Source organism: Streptomyces sp. NPDC101776, from assembly GCF_044766845.1.
Taxonomy (GTDB): domain Bacteria; phylum Actinomycetota; class Actinomycetes; order Streptomycetales; family Streptomycetaceae; genus Streptomyces.
The window spans coordinates 352490-372338 of sequence record NZ_JBIWMV010000005.1; the positions used below are offsets into that span (position 1 = coordinate 352490).

At 72.4% G+C, this 19849-nt stretch carries 8 protein-coding genes; 5 read left to right on the top strand and 3 right to left on the bottom strand.

What is annotated here, in order from left to right; translation table 11 throughout:
- The first annotated feature begins 49 nt into the window (after positions 1–49).
- The 5 genes from ACIRRY_RS20055 (at position 50) to ACIRRY_RS20075 (ending at position 12429) form a co-directional block, all read left to right on the top strand.
- Positions 50–916, top strand: coding sequence for a DUF4132 domain-containing protein (locus ACIRRY_RS20055; protein ID WP_403974328.1), 867 nt, complete (start codon positions 50–52; stop codon positions 914–916).
- Positions 913–5805, top strand: coding sequence for a DNA-binding protein (locus ACIRRY_RS20060; RefSeq protein ID WP_403974331.1), 4893 nt, complete (start codon positions 913–915; stop codon positions 5803–5805). Before ACIRRY_RS20055 ends, ACIRRY_RS20060 begins: the two co-directional genes overlap by 4 nt.
- Positions 5806–5885: 80 nt before the next feature.
- Positions 5886–7046, top strand: coding sequence for an AAA family ATPase (locus ACIRRY_RS20065; protein ID WP_403974334.1), 1161 nt, complete (start codon positions 5886–5888; stop codon positions 7044–7046).
- Positions 7043–10567, top strand: a complete 3525-nt coding sequence (locus ACIRRY_RS20070; protein ID WP_403974337.1) for a DUF5682 family protein — start codon at positions 7043–7045, stop codon at positions 10565–10567. Before ACIRRY_RS20065 ends, ACIRRY_RS20070 begins: the two co-directional genes overlap by 4 nt.
- Positions 10564–12429 (top strand): hypothetical protein, encoded by a 1866-nt coding sequence (locus ACIRRY_RS20075; protein ID WP_403974339.1) that lies wholly within the window; start codon positions 10564–10566, stop codon positions 12427–12429. The genes ACIRRY_RS20070 and ACIRRY_RS20075 overlap by 4 nt, the downstream gene beginning before the upstream one ends.
- A 122-nt stretch (positions 12430–12551) precedes the next feature.
- On the opposite strand, the gene ACIRRY_RS20080 is transcribed toward ACIRRY_RS20075, so the two are convergent.
- The 3 genes from ACIRRY_RS20080 to ACIRRY_RS20090 form a co-directional block, all read right to left on the bottom strand.
- Entirely contained in the window at positions 12552–14117 is a 1566-nt protein-coding gene (locus tag ACIRRY_RS20080; RefSeq protein WP_403974341.1) for an MFS transporter, read from the bottom strand.
- 382 nt (positions 14118–14499) lie between these two features.
- Positions 14500–15291, bottom strand: coding sequence for a hypothetical protein (locus ACIRRY_RS20085; RefSeq protein ID WP_403974343.1), 792 nt, complete (start codon positions 15289–15291; stop codon positions 14500–14502).
- Positions 15292–15515: 224 nt separating this feature from the next.
- Positions 15516–19685 (bottom strand): beta-galactosidase, encoded by a 4170-nt coding sequence (locus ACIRRY_RS20090; RefSeq protein WP_403974345.1) that lies wholly within the window; start codon positions 19683–19685, stop codon positions 15516–15518.
- Between the last annotated feature and the right edge of the window lie 164 nt (positions 19686–19849).

Sequence of the window (19849 nt, forward strand, 5' to 3'; positions counted from 1 at the left end):
CTGAACTGTGCTTTCTTCTGGCTGTGTTGATGTGGGAGGCGGGGGCATAGTGGGTTGGCTGTCGGCGGGTGACGGGTATGAAGTCGCCCTGGTGGAGGGGCGGGTGGCGGCGCGAGCCACCGGGGGCCGGGCAGCGGGGCGGCAGTTGAAATCGCTGCCGCGCGCACTCAAGGACCACCCGGAGGTGGACCGGCTGCGGCGGTTCGCCGAATGGCTGGATCGGCACGCCGCGGCGTGCGTCGCACAGGTCGACGCCTGGATGGTGTCGTCGCTGCCCGTCCCGACCGACCTGCTGGTCCGCGTGTGGCCGGACGAGGCCTGGCAGTCGGCGCTGCGCGACCTGGCCGTGGTCGGCGACGACCCCGACGAGGTCGGCTTCCTGCGGGGCACCACCGAGGACGGCGAGCTGCGGGTGGTGAACCTCGACGGCGAGACGGTACGGCTGTCCCCGCGCACGGTGACCCTGCCGCACCCGGTGCTGCTGCCGGACCTCGACGACATACGGGAGTTCGCGGCGGAGTTGGGCATAGTCCAGCGCGTCGAGCAGATCCACCGGGGGACCTGGCGGCGTCCCGACGAGATCGCTCCCAAGGCCACCGAGGTGCGCGAGTTCGCCGGCGGCTCGTTCCGTTCCCGCTTCGCCCTCGCCGCGCGCGCCAGTTCACTGGGTTACCGCGTCTCCGGCGGCTACTCCACGGCCCGGGTGCGCGACGGCGGGCGCACCGTCGAGGCCTCCGTGTGGATCGGGGAGCCGTACTGGGAGGACACGGTGGAGACCGGTGGCCTCAGTTGGCAGGACCAGGACGGCCGCGCGCTGCCGTTGCGCGAGGTGGGCCCGGTGGCCTGGTCCGAGGGGATGCGGATGGCGGCGGCGCTGTACGCCGGCCGTGACATCGAGGAAGGCAAGGACGCATGAGCGGGGGGACGCAGGTATCGTATGAGGACATGCTCGCGGCGGGGGCGGTGCTCCCGCCGGATGCGGAGGACGCCGGTGAGCGGGCGGTGCCGCTGACGGCGCGCACCTACCGTCACCCGGGTCTCGACGACCGGGTGGTGGTGCGGCTGGTCGCCGGTGAACTCGGCGCGGCGGAGGACCTGGCCGCCGGTTTCCTCGGCTTGGAGCAGGCTGCCGAACCGGCCGTGGTGGGGCTCGGGTTGCGTCAGTCGCTGGGCTTCCCGGAGTGGGTGCTGGTGCACCACCCCGAGGACGGGCATCACGCGCTCGGTGTCGTACCGGACCTGGAGCGGGCGGCCCGGCAGGTGAAGTCCCGGCCCAAGACCGCCCTGGACGCCTATCTGGAGCTGGGCGCGCGGCTGGCTGCCTCCGTTCCGCACTTCCTGCCGACGTTCTACGAGCAGGCGGGCCGCGTGTTCCTGGCCGAGGAGAACGCCACCTACGCGGCCCAGTTGTTCACCCGGGCCCGCAAGGCCGAGGCGGAGCACGGGCTGGTCATCGAGGAGGACCGGCTGGACGCGGTGTTCCTGGAGTTCGCGCTGGCGGGCGCGCTGCCGGTGAAGGTGCTGTCCGCCTACGGCAAGGAGTTGGGCGCCCGGGTGCCGGCCGAGGAGGCGCTGCGGCGCTTCACCCGGCTGTGTCTGCGCCGCACCGCGGGCGGTCTGCCGCCGTCCGCGCAGATGGCGGGCGACCTGCGCAAGCTGGCTCGGGCCGCGGGGCAGGACGCCGACCTCGCCGAGCAGGACTATCTGTCCGAGCTGCTCGGTCTGCCGGCCACGCTGCGTGCCGCGGCCGGCTGGTGGAAGGGCCACCGTGCCGCGCTGGTGGCCCTGGCCACGCGGGAGCGGCAGGTGCGCGGCACCCTGCTGGACATGCTCCCCGCGGGCTCGGACGACGAGATGCCCGCGCTGTGGCTCCAGGTGCTGGAGGACTCCGGTGCCACGGCGGGGTTGTGGGACGCCGCCCTGCCCGAGGAGGAGCGTCCGAGGGACGGTACGGCGGGCTGGCTGGAGCGCTTCCTGACGTTCCGGGAGCGGGCCCGGTCGTGGCGCGGCTCGACCCGGATGCCGGAGCTGTACCCGCTCGTGGAGCGGGCGGTGGACCTGTTGCGGGCCGAACTCGCCGCGTCCGGCGGCGCGTTGAAGGTCACGCACGACATCGATCTGATCGACCTGCTGCTGTCCCTGGATGTTCCGGTGGCCGCTCCCGAGCGGAACGACGGTCTGCCGCTCCAGCAGTGGGCCGTGGGCGAGGAGCAACGGGACCTGCTGTTCCTGGGTGCCGACGCCCGGTTCCACGACGCGTTCCAGAAGGGCGCGGACCGGTTCGGCAACGACGACCAAGGTCTGCGCGCCATCCGGCTGTTGGCACAGTCGCCCGGCTGCCGTCCGCTGCTGGCCCAGTGGGTGCGTACGGTCGTCGAGCGGTTCACCGCGGTCGGTCTGCCGCAGTTGCCCGACGCGCTGTCCCGCCTGAAGTGGCTGCCCTCCGAGGCGCTCGCGCTGGCCGAGGCGGACGTACGCGCGGCGGTCGCCACCGACCTCGCCCCCGTGCTGGCGCGCACCCTGCGCGCCGGGCTCTTCGACGAACTCGGCTGGCCCGCCTGGGAGGACGCGGCGGCCTCCCTCGTGCCGAAGAGCAGCGTGGAGGACCTGATCGTCGCCGACGCCTGGCCGCACCTCGTGGTGGCCGGAGAGGCCCAGGCCCGGGTGATCGGCGCCGAGGGCACCCTGCTCACCCACGACCTGCGCGTCCCCAAGGACGACCGGTACGGCGACCCCGGCTTCCACCATGTCGACGGCGAACTCCTCGTCTACTGGAACAGCCGCAACGACGGACTGCGCGGCTACTGGCACACCCGCGCCGACCGCGTCGAGAAGCTCGAAGGCCCGAGCGGTACCCGCGGCACCGAAATGGACTGGTACAAGGGCAACTTCCCCATCACCCTGCCGCTGCCGGGCGGCGGCCGGACCACCGGCGGCGGAGTGCTGCACGCCGGGGACACCACCGTGCCCGAGGAGCGTCCGCTGCTCTTCGACGGCTCCGCCTACTGGGTCTGGCAGGCGGACTCCGAGGACCGGGAGGCGCACGGCTGGTACGAGTACGACCCGGCCACCGACGAGCGCGGACGGATGAGCCGGCCCGCCTTCCTCGCCGACGCGCTGCGTGACGCCCCTGCGGGCAGCAGCTTCGCCGGCGGCCGGCTGCGCCCCTCCCCCACGGCCGAGGCAGCCCCCGCCTCGGCGCCTGTCGACGGCCTTGTGGGCCTGCGCAGGCTGGAACTCCCCGACGGCTCCACGCGGGTCGAGGATCTCGCCGGACACACCCTCACGCTGCCCGCCGACACGGGCCGGCCGTTCACGCTGGTGATGTTCCCTGGCGCCGAGCGGCCCACCGCGGTCGTGCACAACGGCTGGCAGCTCGACCTGGTCGACGCGGACGGTGTCGTCACCGCCTGGGGGAAGACCGACCGTACGGCGGGCGTCTTCGGTGAGGGCTCCCTGCTGCTGCCGCCGGTGCAGTACTGGGAGTGCCTGACCCCGCGCGACCCGGCGGGCTCCGCGGGACTGCGGCAGATCGACCGCGACACCACCGCCGCCCTTCTGTCGGCCGCAGGCGACAAGGAACCGGAGGCGCTGCCCACCGCGATCCGCACGCTGCTGCCCGTCACCCACCCCGCCCTGCTCGCGGGCATCGCCGGGGTCGTGCGGTACGCGGCGGCCCAGCAGGCGGTCCTGGACACGGCGGCGACCCGGCTCACCCTGGCCCTGGAAGGCGGGGTGGAGGAGGAGGGCCCGGCCGGTCCGACGGACAGCCTGCTGCGCGACGCGATGAGCGGACTCGGAGCGTCGAACGGCTACTGGTGGAACCGCGACGACCAGGCCGACAGCGTCTTCCGCGCCCTGCGGGTGCTGACCCGCGCCGCCGACGCCGTAGCGGAACCGTCCGATGGCCGGCTCCATCTCGACGGACCCGAACTGCTCACCGGGCAGCCCGAGTTGCGCACCCTGATCGGGCGGACGACAGCCCTCGCCCACCGGGCTGCGGTCGGCACCACCACGGACGAGCACCGTGAGGCACTGCGGCAACTGCTCGCCGGATTCGACCAGTTGGGGCTGGGAGGGTCCGGAGCGCCCGGCCGCTGGCGCACGGTGACCCTGCATCTGGACGCGCACCGGCTGCGGCTGGCCTCGGGCGACTGGCGCGAGGGCTCCTGGACCGGCCTGCTGCCGCTGGCGGACGGTGCCTTCGTCGCGGTGACCGGACACGGGTCCCGGGGCGACGACGGCTGTGACTTCACCGGTCTGTTCCACGATCCGGCGGGACGGTTCGAGGCTCCGGAGCCGTACAAGATGCTGGCCTGCGACCCGATCGGCGAGGACGAACACCCGGGCCGGCTCGGTGTGTTCCTCGCCGCGCTGGCCGAGCGCGGTCCGGCACCGTGGTTCCCGGACGCCCCCGAGGAGTTCGCCCGGCTCACCGGCGTCACGGAGACCATGGCCCGGCTCGTCGTCGCCGGACTTCCGGGAGTCGACGCGTACGAGCGGACGTTCCTCAGCACCGAGGCGCGCACCGTCATCGGGGTGAAGGTCGCCCCGGCGGCGGTCGCCAAGGACGAACTGCGGAGCATCGACAGTGCCGTCCGCGCCGCGGTCGTGGCCGCGTTGCTGCCCGCCGACCCGGTCCTTCTGTGGACCGAGGGCCCGGATGTGGCAGCGGCTGCCGCCGTCTGGAACGACAGGCTCGGCCGGCGTCCCGCCATCCCCGAGGATCTGCTCAGCGATGCCATACGCGCCCTCAAGCACGCACCGTGGGCGGTACGGGAAGCGCTGCCCGCGCTGCTGGAGCCGACCCGTGCCCCGGAGCTCAGCCGGGACCTGCGGTGGGCGGTCATCGGCGACCGGGTGCGGCCGGTCGGCGACGACACGGCCGGATTCACCTCGCAGACTCTGGTCGGCTCGGTCGGCCTCGCCGCCTGGCTCGCCCACCGGCTGCCCGCCGGCGACCCGATCCGGGCCGCGCTGCCTCCCGTGCTCACCGCCGTGCGCCAACGCCTCGCGGGACCCGGGTTCATGCTCGACCTCGGCGAGTACATCAGCCTCCCCGCGTTCCGGAAGACGGCGGGCACCCCCACCGAGACCGGTCCGGGCTTCGAGCGCTACGGCGCCGTCGTCCTCGCCACCCAGGACGACCAGCCCGCCCCCGGCGTCCGCGTCGACCTCCTCGACGAGGCCGGGCAGGACCCCTACCTGCCCGCGACCCGCGTCAACGACCAGCCGTACCGGGCGGAGATCGCCCTGCGCCTGGTCCGCGACCCCCGTTTCGCGGCCCTTCTCGCCGATCCCGGCGAGCCGATGGCGGGCGCGTGCGACAAGGACGGCACCTGGTGGCCGCAGGACCCGGGCCGCTCCGTGCCCGACCTGGTCATCGAGGTGGCCAAGGAGTACGGCCTCGGCGAGGACGCGGCCACGCTGTATCTGATGCTGCTCGCCATGCCCGACCCGACCGACCGGACGACGGCCCGGTGGACGGGATGGAAGCCGGCCCGGCTCAAGGCGGCCCGCGCCGAACTGGCCGCCACCGACCTCGTGGTCGAGGCCACCCGGACCAGGGCCGGCCGCTCGCTGTTCCTGCCCGGCGGCTGGGCCGAACAGCCCGCTCCGCGCGTTCCCCTGGAGCGCTGGAAGCTGCCGCTGTTCGACATCGTCGACGGCAATCTCGCGTTCTTGGGCGTGATCGTGCCGACCGAACCGGTCGCGGACCTCTACCGCAGAGCCTGGCAGCGGGTCCGGGAGGGCGACGCTCCCCGGTTCGAGGAGCTGAAGGTGCGCCGGGGCCGCCGCCGCTGACGGACGCCGTACCGGGGGGCGCCGGACCTCATCGGCGCCCCCTCATCATCGACCAACAGACCTACCCAGCAAGGACTTTCATGACCCCGACCGACACGGCGACGGCCCTGCCCGCCCGGCAGACGTTGCCCGCCGAAGAGCGCCACGCCACCGAACTCGCCTTCCTCGCCGCCCACGACGACGGCCCGCGTCCGCCCGGCTGGCTGCTGACGCCCCGATCCGCCATCACCTTCGTGTGCGGCAGCGCGGGTGAAGCCCTCAAGCTGGCCAAGCCCCACGAGACGCTGCCACGCGAACTCGTCATAGCCCCCAAGTTCGTCGGTGAACGCGCCCTGGTGGAGCGGTGCGTGGTCACGCTCGCCGGGGAACGCGGGCTGCTGCTGGTCGGTGAGCCGGGCACGGCCAAGTCGATGCTCTCCGAGCTGCTGGCGGCGGCCGTCTGCGGCACCAGCGCCCTGACCGTGCAGGGCACCGCGGGCACCACCGAGGACGCCCTGCGCTATGGCTGGAACTACGCCCTCCTCCTCGCCCAGGGACCCACTCCCCAGGCGCTGGTGGACTCGCCCGTGCTCGCCGCGATGCGCTCCGGACGCGTGGCGCGCGTCGAGGAGATCACCCGCTGTCTGCCCGAGGTGCAGGACGCGCTGGTGTCGATCCTCTCCGACCGCCGGATGAGCGTGCCCGAGCTGTCCGGCACGGACGACGCACAGGTCGCCGCCGCGCCCGGCTTCACCGTCATCGCCACCGCCAACCTGCGCGACCGCGGTGTGTCGGAGATGTCCGCCGCGCTCAAGCGCCGCTTCAACTTCGAGACGGTGCACCCGATCTCGGACGTCGACGCCGAGACCGCGCTCGTCAAGCGACAGGCCACCGCGGCCGTCGAGCGGGCGGGAGCGGCCTTCGCCGTGGACGACGCGGTGCTCGACGTCCTGGTGACCGTCTTCCGCGACCTGCGGGCCGGGCGCTCGGCCGAGGGCTGGGACGTGGAGCGTCCCGGCACGGTGATGTCCACGGCGGAGGCGGTGCAGGTCGCCGTGTCCCTCGGGGTGGCCACCGCCTATCTCCCCGCCGGCGACACCCTCGATCTGGTTCCCGGCCATCTCCTGGGCGTGGTCCGCAAGGACGATCCCAGCGACCACGCACGCCTGTTGGGCTACTGGGACGGCCCGGTGCGCCGCCGCGCCGAGGACGGCTCCGCGACCTGGCGCCGCCTCTGGGACCTGCGGGAGAACCTTCGGTGACGACCGCTCAGGACCCCAGGACGGCGCTCGACGCCCTGGCCGACTCCGTGGCGCCGTACCTGCTGGGCGTACGCCACCACAGCCCGGCACTCGCCGCCGCCGTGCCCGCGCTGCTGGACGCGGCCGGCGCCGAAGTCGTCTGCGTGGAGCTGCCGACGGACTTCCAGCCGTGGCTGACCCATCTCGGCGCACCCGGCACGATCGCGCCGGTCGCGCTCGCGGGTGCCGGCCAGGACGGACGGCTGGGCTTCTACCCGTTCGCCGACTTCTCCCCCGAACTCGCCGCGGTCCGCTGGGCCCGGGAGCGGGGAGCGCAGGTCGTCTGCTGCGATCTGCCGATGGCCGACGCCCGCTGGCACACGGAGGCACCCCTACGCGCCGAGGCGGCCGACCGTCCGACGCCGGTCTCCTTCGCGCAGGCGCTCACCGCGGCCGGTACCGGACGTGACGGGGACGACCTGTGGGACCGCAGCGTGGAGGTCCTCGCCCCCGGCTGCACCCCCGAGTCGCTCCGCCGGGCCGCCCTCGGCGTCGGCTGGGCGCTGCGCCAGGACGCCGAGTCGTCGGGCGGCGTACCCGCGGTGGACCTCGCGCGCGAGGCGCACATGCGGGAGACGATCGCCCTCGCGGCGGCCGGCGGACGCCGTGTCGCGGCGGTGATCGGCGCCTTCCACGCCTCGGCGCTGGCCGACGGCACAGCGGTGGAGGGGACGGCACCGGTGTTTCCCGGGGTGCCCTCGCCCGTCACCACCTCTCTGGTCCCGTACGCGTTCGATCTGCTGGACTCCCGGTCCGGCTACCCGGCCGGGATCCGCGACCCGCGCTGGCAGCAGGCAGTGTTCGGCGCGGCGGGCGATCCCGAGTTGTTGTACGACGCCGCCGCGCGGGCCATCACGGGGGTGTGCCGGGAGTTGCGCGCGGCCGGGCACACCGCCGGGACGGGCGAGGCCCGCGAGACGCTGCGCGTGGCCTGCGACCTCGCCCGGGTGCGCGGCCTCCCCGCGCCCGGCCGGGGCGAGGTGCTTGAGGCCCTGACGTCCGTGATGGGTCAGGGCGAGCCGCTCGGCCGGGGCCGTGCTCTCGCGCGGGCCCTGGAGGTGGTCCTGGTGGGTACCGATCGCGGCCGGGTCGCACCGGGCACCCCGCGCTCCGGGCTGGGCCCGTCCGTCGAGGCCGAACTCACCGCCCTGCGGCTGCCCGGTCCGGACGATCCCGAACGGCGTGAACTGCGCCTGGATCCGCTCCGTTCGCCCCTCGACAGCCGGCGCGAGATCCTCCTCCGGCGGCTCGACGTGTGCGGGGTGGGATACGGCGAGGCGGTGGAGGTGGCCGGTACGGGCGATGCCGCCGCGCTCAGCACCCGCTGGCGGCTGGCCTGGGTGCCGTCCGTGCCCGTCCGCCTCGACCTGGCCGGGGTGCGGGGCGTGACCGCCGCGCTGGCTGCCGAGGGCACCCTGCGGGAGACCTTCCGCAGGGAGTCGGCGGAGGGTGGCCCCACAAGTGCCCTCGTCCTGACGGGACTTCGGGACGCCGCCCGCTGCGATCTGCCAGCCCTCGTCGCCCAGCGGCTGGCCGAGGCCGCAGAGGTGCTGCCCGCCTCCGCGACGCTCCCCGAGATTCTCACCGGCCTGGATCTGCTGGAGGCGCTGCGCCGGGGCCATCTGCCCGGCACCACGCCCGAGACCGGCCGGGCGGCGGGCGTGCTCGCCGCCGATCTTCTGGAGTCGGCGGTACGGTCCCTGCCCGGTCTGGCGGGAAGCGACGACCCGGAGGAGGCGGCCGCGCTCGTCGCCCTGGCCGCACGGGCCGGTGAACACCGCCTGGGGCTGCGCATGGACGAGGCCCTCGGCGGCCTCGCGCGCACCGGCTCGCCGCTCGTCCAGGGGGCCGCCCTGGCCTGCCGGGTCCTGCTCGACCTGGACGACGCCGACGCCCTCGGCGCACGGGCCGCCGGTTGGATCGATGCCGCCACCGGCCCCGACGCACGGCACGCGCTGGCCCGCAGACTCGCCGGACTGCTGACCGGAGCCGCACCCCTGCTCCAGTCGGCACCGACCGCGCTCGACCCCCTGCTCGACCGGGTCGACACGCTGACCGACCAGGCATTCCTCGACCGGCTGCCCGCCCTGCGCGGCGGCTTCGACACGCTCTCTCCGGCGGGCCGTGACCGCCTGCTGCACACGGTCACGGAGAAGCTGGGTAACCGCCTCGACCTGACCCTGGCCGCCTCCCCGCGACTGCTGGCCCTGTGGGCGGCGGCGGACGAGGCCGGCCGTACGGCGGTGGAGGCGCTGCGGTCGACGCCTCCGATACCCCGGCCCGCCGACGATCCGGCCCCCGGGACCACCACCCCACGTCCCGTGCCGGTGCCGGACCCGCCGGTCAACGGCCATGACGAACTCCGCCTCACACCGACGGACCGGTGGCGCCTGCTCCTGGGTAGCGAGAGCGACAAGTTGCCTCCGGGCGCCCGCCGTTACGCGCACGCACTCGACGAGCTGTACGGCAGGGGGAGCGGCGAGGGCTCCTCGGACCTGGGCCGGGACACCGGTCCAGGCGGCGGACAGGACGCCTCCTTCCCGACCGCGCGCGAGTGGTCCGAGGAACTCCAGGCACTGTTCGGAGCTGAGGTGCGCGAGGAGGTCCTCGCACGCGCCGCCGACCAGGGGCGCAGCGATGTACTGGCCGAGCTGGACCCCAACGCCGTACGTCCCTCGGTCGATCTGCTGACCTCCGTGCTGTCCCTCGCGGGCGGCATGCCCGAGCAGCAACTGGCCCGGCTGCGCCCACTGGTGCGCCGGCTGGTCGACGAACTGGCCAAGGAGCTGGCCACCCGGCTGCGCCCCGCGCTGTCCGGACTGGCCACCCCTCGCCCGACCCGCCGCCCGGGAGGCCGGATCGACCTGCCGCGCACCCTGCGGGCCAACCTGGCCCACGCCCGCAAGAGGCCCGACGGCAGCACCCTGGTGGTGCCGGAACGGCCGGTGTTCAGCACGCGTTCGCGCAAGGAGGCGGACTGGCGGCTGATCCTCGTGGTCGACGTGTCCGGGTCGATGGAGGCCTCCGTGATCTGGGCGGCGCTGACCGCGGCCGTACTGGGCGGAGTGCCCACGCTCAGTACGCACTTCCTGGCATTCTCGACGGATGTGATCGACCTGACCGACCGGGTCGAGGACCCGTTGTCCCTGCTGCTGGAGGTGCGGGTGGGCGGCGGCACCCACATCGCGGCCGGTCTGGCCCACGCCCGCTCCCTGGTGACCGTGCCCAGCCGGACCCTCGTGGTGGTGGTGAGCGACTTCGAGGAGGGCTACCCACTGGGCGGACTCCTCGGCGAGGTACGGGCGCTAGCGAGTTCCGGGGTGCACCTGATGGGCTGCGCCGCCCTGGACGACAGCGGAACGCCGCGCTACTCCGTGCCCGTCGCACAGCAACTCGTCGCGGCCGGGATGCCCGTCGCCGCCCTCAGTCCTCTCGCCCTCGCCCGCTGGGTGGGCGAACGCCTCCGCGGAGAGACCCGATGAACCCCCAACTGCCCCCGGTGGCACCCGAGGTGGCCGCGGCTGCCGTGGAGGTCCTGACCTCCCGCCTGCGCAAGAAGCTGGACGCGTCGATCGAGACGTACGTGGCCGCACCCGTCACCGTCGAGGGCGCCGTACGACGTGTGCGGTGCGGCGAGGACGCGGAGGTCGTCCTCACTCCGGGCCCATCGGGTGCGGTCACGGACGCCGAACAGGCCGTGTGCAGTTGCCTGTTGGCGCCACGGTGTCTGCATCGCGCCGCCGTGCTGGGCGCGTGTCCGGTGGCCGACGCGGAGACAGCCGTAGCCCAGGAGGGCGAGCCGCCGGCGCAGAACACCGTCGAAGCCGACGTCGGTGTGTCCGGAGTGGACACCTCCGTAGCATCGCCGCAGTCAGGCCCCACCGACGCGCAACTCGCAGCCGCCCGCTCGCTGTGGGCCGCCGCGTCAGCGGTACTGGCCGCCGGGGTGCCCGCGGCCGGTGCGGTGGCGCAGGCTGAGGTGCTGCGTGCCTCGCACACCGCGCGCCTCGCCGGGCTGCACCGCGCCGAGGCGGCGGCGCTGCGGGTGGTCCGTGGAGTGCGCGGCGCCCGGTCCCGCAGCGACGGCCACCGACTGGCCGGCCTGGTCGCCGATCTACGTGAACTCCTGCTCACCACAAGCCTGTTGGCGGCGGCCGATCCGGCCCCGGCACTGGTCGGAACCGCCCGCCGCGCGTACCGGCCGGAAGGCTCGTTGCGCGTGCACGGGGTGTGCCGGGAGCCGGTGATCTCCGCCACCGGGTACGGCGGTGTGGTCACGCATCTCATCGCCGACGACGGGCGCTGGTTCAGCGTCGCGGACGTGAAGCCGGGCGGGGTCGCCCGTGCGCGCGGAGCCGCCAAAGCCACCGTCGCGCCCGGTTCGGGCAGCCTCGACCATGCCGGGCTCTCCCGTGGCGGGCTGCTGATCTCGGGGGCGACGCTGTCCTCGGACGGCCGTCTCGGCGCCGGCAAGGGAGTCCGGGCGACGCCGGTCCCGGGCCTCTCCTGGACCTCGGGCCCCTTGGCCGCCCTGTTCGCCCGGCCCCTCTCCGAGGCCGTCGCCGCCCGGCTCGGCAACGCTCCGGTGAGCGACCCGGAGGAGGCCGAGCGGACGGACGGTGAGCTGATCGGCTGCGATCTGGTCATCGTCGGAGTGGTCGACCACCATTTGCTCGCACAGGAGTTGAGCGCCGGCCGGCCGGACATGGACGGTCTCCTGATCCGCTTGTTGCCGTCCAACGGCCACCCCGACCTCGCCCACACCGCGAACCTCCGCCGGCTGGCGTCCCGCCCCGGGCTGCGGCTGCGCGTCGTCGGCCGTCTCGACCCCGATCGCGCGGCCACGCTCCGGCCACTCGCCGTCGCCCCGCTGCCGGACGAGACCACGGCGACGCTGCGTCTGCCGACGGAGTGGCTGGGGCACGCCGATCTCGGCTACGACCGCATCGAGGGGATTCATCTGCCGCCCGCCGACGCTCTGCCGGAGACACCCGGGCTCCTCGCCCTGCCGCCGGACCCGGTGGCCGAGGCTCCGTTGTGGCGGCTGCGGCGGTTGGTCGAGGTCGCCGTGTCCGGCGGCCGCAGGGCCGCCGCCGAACCCGCGCGCGACGGCGACCGGTCCGGGGCCGTCGTGGCGCTGCGGCGGGCCGGCTTCCGGACGGCCGCGGACCTGTCGCACGGCCTCGCCTCGGAGGCGGACCGACGCAGCCGCGATGTCTTCGGCCGTACGGAGGAAGCCGACCCGGAGGGCTACGCACGCGCCTGGCTCGCCGCGGCCGTCTACCTGGCCGGTACGGAACGGGCCCTGGTCCGGGCCACCTGGCAGCCGCCGGACACGAACTGACCACCGGCCGATTCCCTGAGCGGTGACCACCGAGGCCACCTGCACCGCTCGGGGCTCGCTGGAGGCGGCGGGCTGACGGACAGACCCGGTCCCCAGCTCGCCCTCTCTGCCGAGGCCAGTCCTCAGTCCCCCGTTTCCGGCGCCCTGGCGCCCCTCAACTCCCCCTTGTCGGCGGGCAGTTCCTGTTGGACTCCGCGGCGCAGGCCGAACAGGGCGACGACGAAGGCGACGGCCATGATCACGCCCATGCCGAGGAGAACCGAGCGGGTGGCCTCGGCCACGCCCAGCCGGACGAAGTGCGGAATGGACTCGGTGCCGCTGCCGCCTTGCCCTGAACTCAGTTGGGAGATCGACTTGGCCTGCCGGCTCGCCTCCCCGTGGCCCATTCCCTGCGAGATCAGGGAATCGGTGATCCGTGACTGGAGCACCGAGGCGAAGATCGTGCCGAGGACGGCCAGGCCCAGGCTGGAGCCGTAGTTGCGCAGGGTCTGGGTGACTCCGGTCGCCTCGCCGTAGGATCGCTGGGGTACCCGGTTGACCGCGTCGGTGTTGGACTGCCCCAGCATCAGCCCCATGCCCGCGCCGGTGAGCACGATGTACCACACGATGCGGCTCTCGCTCAGCTCGGTCACCCGGCCCGCCCACAGGAAGAAGCCGGCGCAGGCCAGTGCGCAGCCCAGCACCACGGGCCGCTTGGCGCCGATCCGGTCGAGCATCCGTCCGCCGATCTGCGCGGCCACCACGAAGCCGAGGAAGAAGTAGAGCAGGTCGAGGCTGGCCGCGGACGCCTCCTTCCCGAGGGCGACCTCCGCGTACACGCTGGTGAAGAAGAACACCGGCACGAAGGCCGCCATGGCCACGCCCAGCACGACGTTCTGCACGGAGAAGGTCCGGTCACGGAAGAGGTCGACGTCCAGCAGCGGATGGGTCGTCCGCTTCTCGACGAGGACGAAGACCACGAGCAGCAGCAGACCCACGACGATGCACAGCCAGGTCGCCGCGGAGTGCCAGCCCCACAGATACGACTGCTGGAAGCCGAAGATGCTCAGGCCCACACCGGCCACGATGAGCGCCAGTCCGCGGTAGTCCATCGGAGCCGGCCGGTTCGGGGTGTGCGGACGTGCCATAGCGATGAGCACCAACGCGACGACGGCGACGGGGATGTTCACCCAGAAGATGGCCCGCCAGGTCCACTGCGTCAACCAACCGCCGAGGATCGGTCCGACCGCGGTGAGACCGCCCGCGATCCCGAAGAAGAGGGCGAGCGCCTTGCCGCGCTCCTGCAACGCGTAGGAGTCGACCACGATGGCCAGCGCCGCCGGGTACATGAGCGCGCCGCCCGCACCCTGGAGCGCCCGGAACCCGATCAGCCACCCCTCGGCGGCGCCGCCCTTGGGCGTGAGCCCGCACAGCGCGGACGCCACGGCGAAGACGACCACGCCGAGGACGACCATGCGCCGGTGCCCGACCGTGTCGGCCAGCCGCCCTCCGAAGGCGAACAGGGCGGCCATGGCCAGCAGGTAGGAGTTGATGGCCCACTGCACGCCGGTGTTCGACAGCCCCAGCTCCGCCTGGATGTTCGGTGCGGCGATGGACACGATCGTCTGGTCGATGAACGTCATCGCCACCGCGAAGATCATCGCGGCCAGTGTCAGCCGACGCGACGAGGAGGTTCCAGTTCCGGACATCGGTGTCCTTTCCGAGGCGTGTGCTTGCGGGTCGGCGGTCGCCTACGCCGAGCCCGGCGCCCGGGGCCGGCGGTGGCCGGAGGCAGAACACGTCATACGGGCGACTCCACTCGCCCCGATGAGGCTCATGGTCGCCTCCAGCTGCGACTTCCGCATCCGTCGGCCGGGCCGGCACCGCCGGGAGACGGCGGCGGCAACCGCTTCTCGGCGCGACGGCAAGGGGAGACGGCACCGCTTCGGAACCCTCGGACCAGCTGCGTCCGAGCGGGTTGGAAACGGCCCGGTACTCCGCCTCCGGCCACCCCACGGTGCTCGGGCCGATCGACGATCCCGCCCCGAGCCCCCCGACACCACGCCGACAAGCGGCGACGGCCGCGCTCCGTCATCTCACGTCGACGAAGTCACCTGCCGCCGTGGACGGGCCGGTGGTGCCCGTACCGGTGAAGACGAAGCGGAAGTAGCCGTCGGACTTGGCCTTGGTGGTGGTCTTCAGCTTGCCGCCGACGCCGCTGCTGACGGTCTTCAGCGTGGTGTAGACCGAGCTGCCCTTCTTACGGAACTGCAACTGCACCGGCCGACTCTGGTAACCGGTATACGTGCCGCTCTCCCAGTTGGCGCGGGTCAGCTTCCCGGTGACCGTGATCGTCCTGCCCTTCTTCACCGGCTCGGGCGAGGCGTTGACGGTCACCTTGGCGGACCGCTTGAAACTGGCCGTGCCGGTGACGTCGGTCTCCGTCCAGTCGTCGGTGGTGTCCTGCGCCCCGGCGAGCACCTTCCAGGCACCGGCGAGGGCGTTGTGGTCGAAGTCCCGCGCGGCGTCCACAGCGAAGCTCACCTTGCACGTGGAAGTCGTCGGGTCGGCCGCCGACACCACGCACGTTCCCACCGGTGGGTACAACGGCAGGATGCCGTCCGCGTCGTCGGTGTTGGGACCGTGCCACAAATAGGCCCAGGACGCGGCGACGCCCTCCGGGTCGCGGGCCGTCCATGTGATCGTGACGGTCTTTCTGGTGGTCAGGCCGAGCACGAGGTCCTTGCCGCCGTTCACCACGACGTTCGAGAACGTGGTCTGGTCGGCAACGGCCGTGTCCGCCGCGTGGGCGGTGGCCGGAAGCACCGATGCGGAAAGGGCGGCCGTCAGAAAAGTGACGGCGACGGTCGGGCGCATGCGCATGAAGTCCCCCCTCGGGACGCTGGGTTCGCCGCCTCCCCGTACGACGAAACCTGATGGTGTGTCATCGGTGAGTAGACCCACGAGGGGCGGTTCCGGTTGCCCCGCTCTTCGAACCAGTGTCCGCATCCATCTACGTCTTCGCATGCGTCGAGCGCTGCCGGAAGCGATGCGCGCCGGTGACAAAGCCGCGGTGAGCGCCCTTCGCACGACCCTTGGCGCGCTCGTCACTCGCACGTCAACGTCGGCGTCCCCCAATCCCCGTGGTCGTTGCCGTTGCCGTCGCCCGCGTCACCGACCTTGAGGTCGATCACCTGGGCGCCGCTGACGTCGACGTCGATCGCCACCGCGGCCTGTTTGCCGTGGATCGTCGGCGTGGTGACCAGCGTCTTGCCGTCGGCGATCACGGAGAACGTCACCGTGCCCGCACCGCCGGTCTCGTCGTCGACGCCGACGTCCGCCGTCAACCGCGAGCACTGTCCGGCGAGGTAGAGCTCGACATCGCTGACGGAGTTGGTGCCCAGCCCCTTGGCGTAGCCGACTCCGGCGATGGTGATCGGACGACCGTCACCGGCCGCCTGCTCGCCGACGCTGGTGTCCCGTTCGACCGGACCCCACCCGTTGGTGGACGAGAGGAACGACAGGGCGCTCACATCGCTCGGCCCGGCCGGTGGGGCCGGCGGGATCCCGCGGACGATGCGCTCGTCACCGCCGACGGCCTTCCGCCCGTTCTGCCGATAGTGCACGGAAGTGGTGAGCGCCGACGCGGATGGCAGCGTCCCGGTCGGCGGCTGGACCGTCCAGGTGAAGGTGGCCGACGCACCGGGTCGCACCCGCTCGACCGACGTGGGGCTCGCGGCACTCACACTCCAGCCGTCGGGGGCGGAGAGCGACGCCGTCAGTCCGGACGCGGCCGGCCGGTCCTTCGGCACCCGCACCGTCGCCCGGGCGGTGAAGGCCTGCCCCGGCTGGGCGGTGTCCGGCACGTCCAGGGTGACATCCGCTCCCGGGCGCTTCGGCATCGCGTAGGTCCGGGCGTCGTAGCGCGGACTGTCGTTCTGCGCGACGCGCAGGGACGAGGCGTAACTGCCGTAATTGGTCAGCGAGACCTTGCCGAGGCCGCCGGTGCTGCCGTCGAGGTTCCACACCGCGATGGCGATGCTGTTGTGGCCGTTGGGGTTCAGGATCCCGTTGGGGACCGGGAACGTGTGCTGCGGGCCCAGGTAGTTGACGTAGTTGCCGACCTGCCAGCCGTTCACGAAGATCGTGGAGCGGTACTTGCGTGCCGGGTCGTCGGTGAACGTCAGGCCGAGCGAGGTGTCCTGGCCGTGCGGCAGATCGAGCTTCGCGTCGGTCCGGTACCAGGAGACTCCGGGGGTCGTGTCGGTCGTCGGGAGGGACACGCGGTTCCAGTCGCCGTCCGGGTAGCCCGGCAGGGACCAGCCGGCCCGTTCGCCGTAGAGGCCGCCCGTCGACAGCGGGCCGCGGACCGTGTCCTGGAGGTCCTCGCCGCCCCGTACGCCCTGGAGGCGCCAGGTGACGGACGTCAATGGTGCGCCGACGAGGGAGGCGCTGGTCAGGCCGCGCGCGGTCTTGTTGCCGTTGGTGGAGTTGTAGTCCTCCTCGTGCCCCATGTTGACGGTGAGCACGGAGAGGACGTTGTCGCCCGTGGACTTCACGGAACCCGCCGGGAAGGCGAAGTCACCACTGCCGGTGGTGGAACTGCCCAGGAAGGTCCCGTTGAGCCACACGGAGAACGCCTGCGCACCTCCCCCGGAGTCCGACACCAGGTGGATGCCGTCCTCCTTGCCGGTGGCACGGAAGCGGCCGCGGTACCACGTGTTGCCGGTGTGGAATCCGTAGTCGTCCGCGTAGAGCACCGGAAGCGAGTTGACGCCGGAGACGCTGTTGGTGGTCGCCTTGTCGGCCACCTGCCAACTGGTGTCGTCGAAACCGGGGGCAGCTTCGGGGGATTCCTCGGAGTGCTTCCAACTGGTCAGCGTCGGCAGGTGGATCGGGGCGGCCACCGCGATCTTCCCGGTGCGACTCCCCGTGTTGATTGCCTTGCCGCCCAACGCCCTGCCGTTCCAGGTGACTTGGGCGGCGGAGGTGAACACCTCGATGTTCTTGTCGTCGGCGTTGTCGCCGGTGAGCGCCAGGGTGCGGCCGTCGTGCAGGCTGGTCGCCGTCCGCAGCAGGTGGGTGCCGCGCACGAGCACCGGGCCGCTCGCCGTGTCCTGACGCCAGAAGGTGTTCGCCGTGGCCTTGTCGCCGACGAGCAGGAGCAGCGGGCGGTTTCCGCCGCCGTTGACGCTGATGCGGATCAGGCCCTTGTGCGTGTAGTTCAGGCGGAGGTCCCCGGTGGCGGGGTCCCAAGTGGTCGTGACCGAACCGCCGTTGGCGGTCACGGTGGGCTCGGTGGCGTAGCGCAGCACGGTCTCGCCGTCGCTGTCCTCGTCGCCGTAGAGCACGGAGACGTCCCGGTCACCGATGGTCGCGTCGGTCATGATCTCGGAGGTCGAGTACTGCAACTGCGCCTCGCCGAGGCGGTAGTTGGCCACGATGACATGCGAGTCGCGTCCGTCGAGCGTGATCGCGGTGCCGGGCTGCTGCGGCACGACCGGGTAGGTCGGCTCCGCGCCGGCCTCGGCCGTCGGTACGTCGATGGCGTCTACGGCAACGTAGTTGTCCGTGGAGCCCGAGGCGTGGTTCCCGGCGACGACGATCTTCAGCGTGTGCGTGCCGGGGGTCAGGCCGGTCTTGTGGAAGACCACCGCCTGGCTCTCACTGCCGGAGTCGTCGACCGTCGCCACCTTGGTGCCGTCGAGGTAGACGTCGGCGTAGCCGTGGTTGTTGGTCTTCGAGCCGATCCAGCGGATCGCGGTGCCGTCGAAGGGGACGGTGAGCGAGTCACCGGCCTTGTTCGAGAACGACTCCGTGTGTTTGTAATCGCCGCCGGTGTAGCTCGTGTCGGCCACGTGCGACCACGAACCGGCGTACTGCAGCGCGGAGTCGGGGTCGTCCCAGGTGTAGGTGGTGTCGGCGGACAGCTGGGCGTTGAAGTCGAGCGAGATGTGGGTCTTGTCGACGGCGGTGGAGGTGGAGTTGCCGTGCCGCAGGACATGGAACTGCGTCTTGGTGTCCGGGTTCATACGGGCGGTGTCCACGACCGCCGAGTCGTCCGGCGGTGTGGCCCTGATCGTCTCGGTCTTGGTCAGCGGGGCGACCGCCTGCGTGAAGTACCCGATGAGCTTGTCCTCGTAGTACTTCGGGTCGAGCTGGCGGGTCTCCCGGATCGCGGCCCCATAGTCGTACGACGTGTAGTTCTGCGGCATGCCCAGCCAGCCCCAGTTGGTGCCGCCGTAGGTCATGTAGAAGCTCTGCGCGGTCGCGCCCACGGCGATGTTCTGCTTGTAGAACACGTTGGCGAACTGGTCGTTGATCAGCTGGGCGCACTTGTCGTAGCCCGGTCCGCCCCAGGGGTCGAAGGCGCCGCCCTGGAACTCCGGTGAGTACAGCGGCTTTCCGGCGGGGTGGTCGTAGCTGATGTCCGGGACGCCGTTCCACTTCGAGGGGTTGGAGCAGTCGAAGCCCTGGGGGTAGGAGTCCGGGCCGTCCACGTCCAGGGCGCCGGTGCCGGAGTTGAAGGTGCCGTTGTTGTTGCCGGTCAGCGGGACCGTGATGCCGTCGGCGCGGGCCTTGTCCTCCAGGTGCTGCATGTAGGAGCGGCCGGCGGTCGAGCCGTTGTAGTACTCGTTCTCGACCTGGTACGCGATAACCGACCCGGTGCCGTTGGTGAGTTGGTGGCGGGCGATGATCCGGTCGATCCGGGTCAGCCACTCGTCCGCGTACTTCAGGAACTGCGGGTCGTCGCTGCGGTTGTTGCCGGCCTTGGTGGTCAGCCAGCCGGGCAGTCCGCCGCTGTCGACCTCCGCGTTGATGTACGGCGCCGGGCGGGCGATGACGTAGAGGCCGGCCTCCTGCGCCATGTCGAGGAGCTTGTCGACGTCCCGCACCCCGGTGAAGTCGTACACGCCCGGCTTGGGCGAGTGGTAGCCCCAATCGAAGTACAGGGAGGTCGAGTTGAAGCCGGCGGCCTTCATCTTCTGGAAGATGTCGCGCCACAGGTCCTGGCTCGGGAGCCGGAAGTAGTGGAACTCGCCGGACCACAGATAGGTGCGCTTGCCGTCGACGAGGAACGAGTAGCCGTCGAGAGTCACGGTGTGCGCCTGCGGACTCACGGCGGGCGGCTGCTCTCCGATGTCCTGCGCCGCCGCCGTGGCGGGCGCGGTCAGGCCCGCCGCCAGGGCGATGGTCGCGGCCGTCGCGAGGACCGCCCTCCACCACCGGCGCCGACCGGGTCTCGCACTCTCTGAACCGTTCCGACTACCCCGCACGGCGGCCTCCAGACCGACTGGGCGAACAGCATCAAACAGACTCAGGCAAAGTCGAACAGTAGGGGTGTGCAGGGCGCACCACAATGGGGCGGGAGAAGACAGTTGAGAGGTCGCACCGGCCGACGTACCGCGAGCGCGCCACACGAAACCGGCCGCCCGTCCAC

Bases quoted from the DNA above. Each gene is read 5' to 3' on its own strand.
- ACIRRY_RS20060 (WP_403974331.1), top strand. From the start codon at position 913: ATGAGCGGGGGGACGCAGGTATCGTATGAGGACATGCTCGCGGCGGGG.
- ACIRRY_RS20065 (WP_403974334.1), top strand. From the start codon at position 5,886: ATGACCCCGACCGACACGGCGACGGCCCTGCCCGCCCGGCAGACGTTG.
- ACIRRY_RS20075 (WP_403974339.1), top strand. From the start codon at position 10,564: ATGAACCCCCAACTGCCCCCGGTGGCACCCGAGGTGGCCGCGGCTGCC.
- ACIRRY_RS20080 (WP_403974341.1), bottom strand. From the start codon at position 14,117: ATGTCCGGAACTGGAACCTCCTCGTCGCGTCGGCTGACACTGGCCGCG.
- ACIRRY_RS20085 (WP_403974343.1), bottom strand. From the start codon at position 15,291: ATGCGCATGCGCCCGACCGTCGCCGTCACTTTTCTGACGGCCGCCCTT.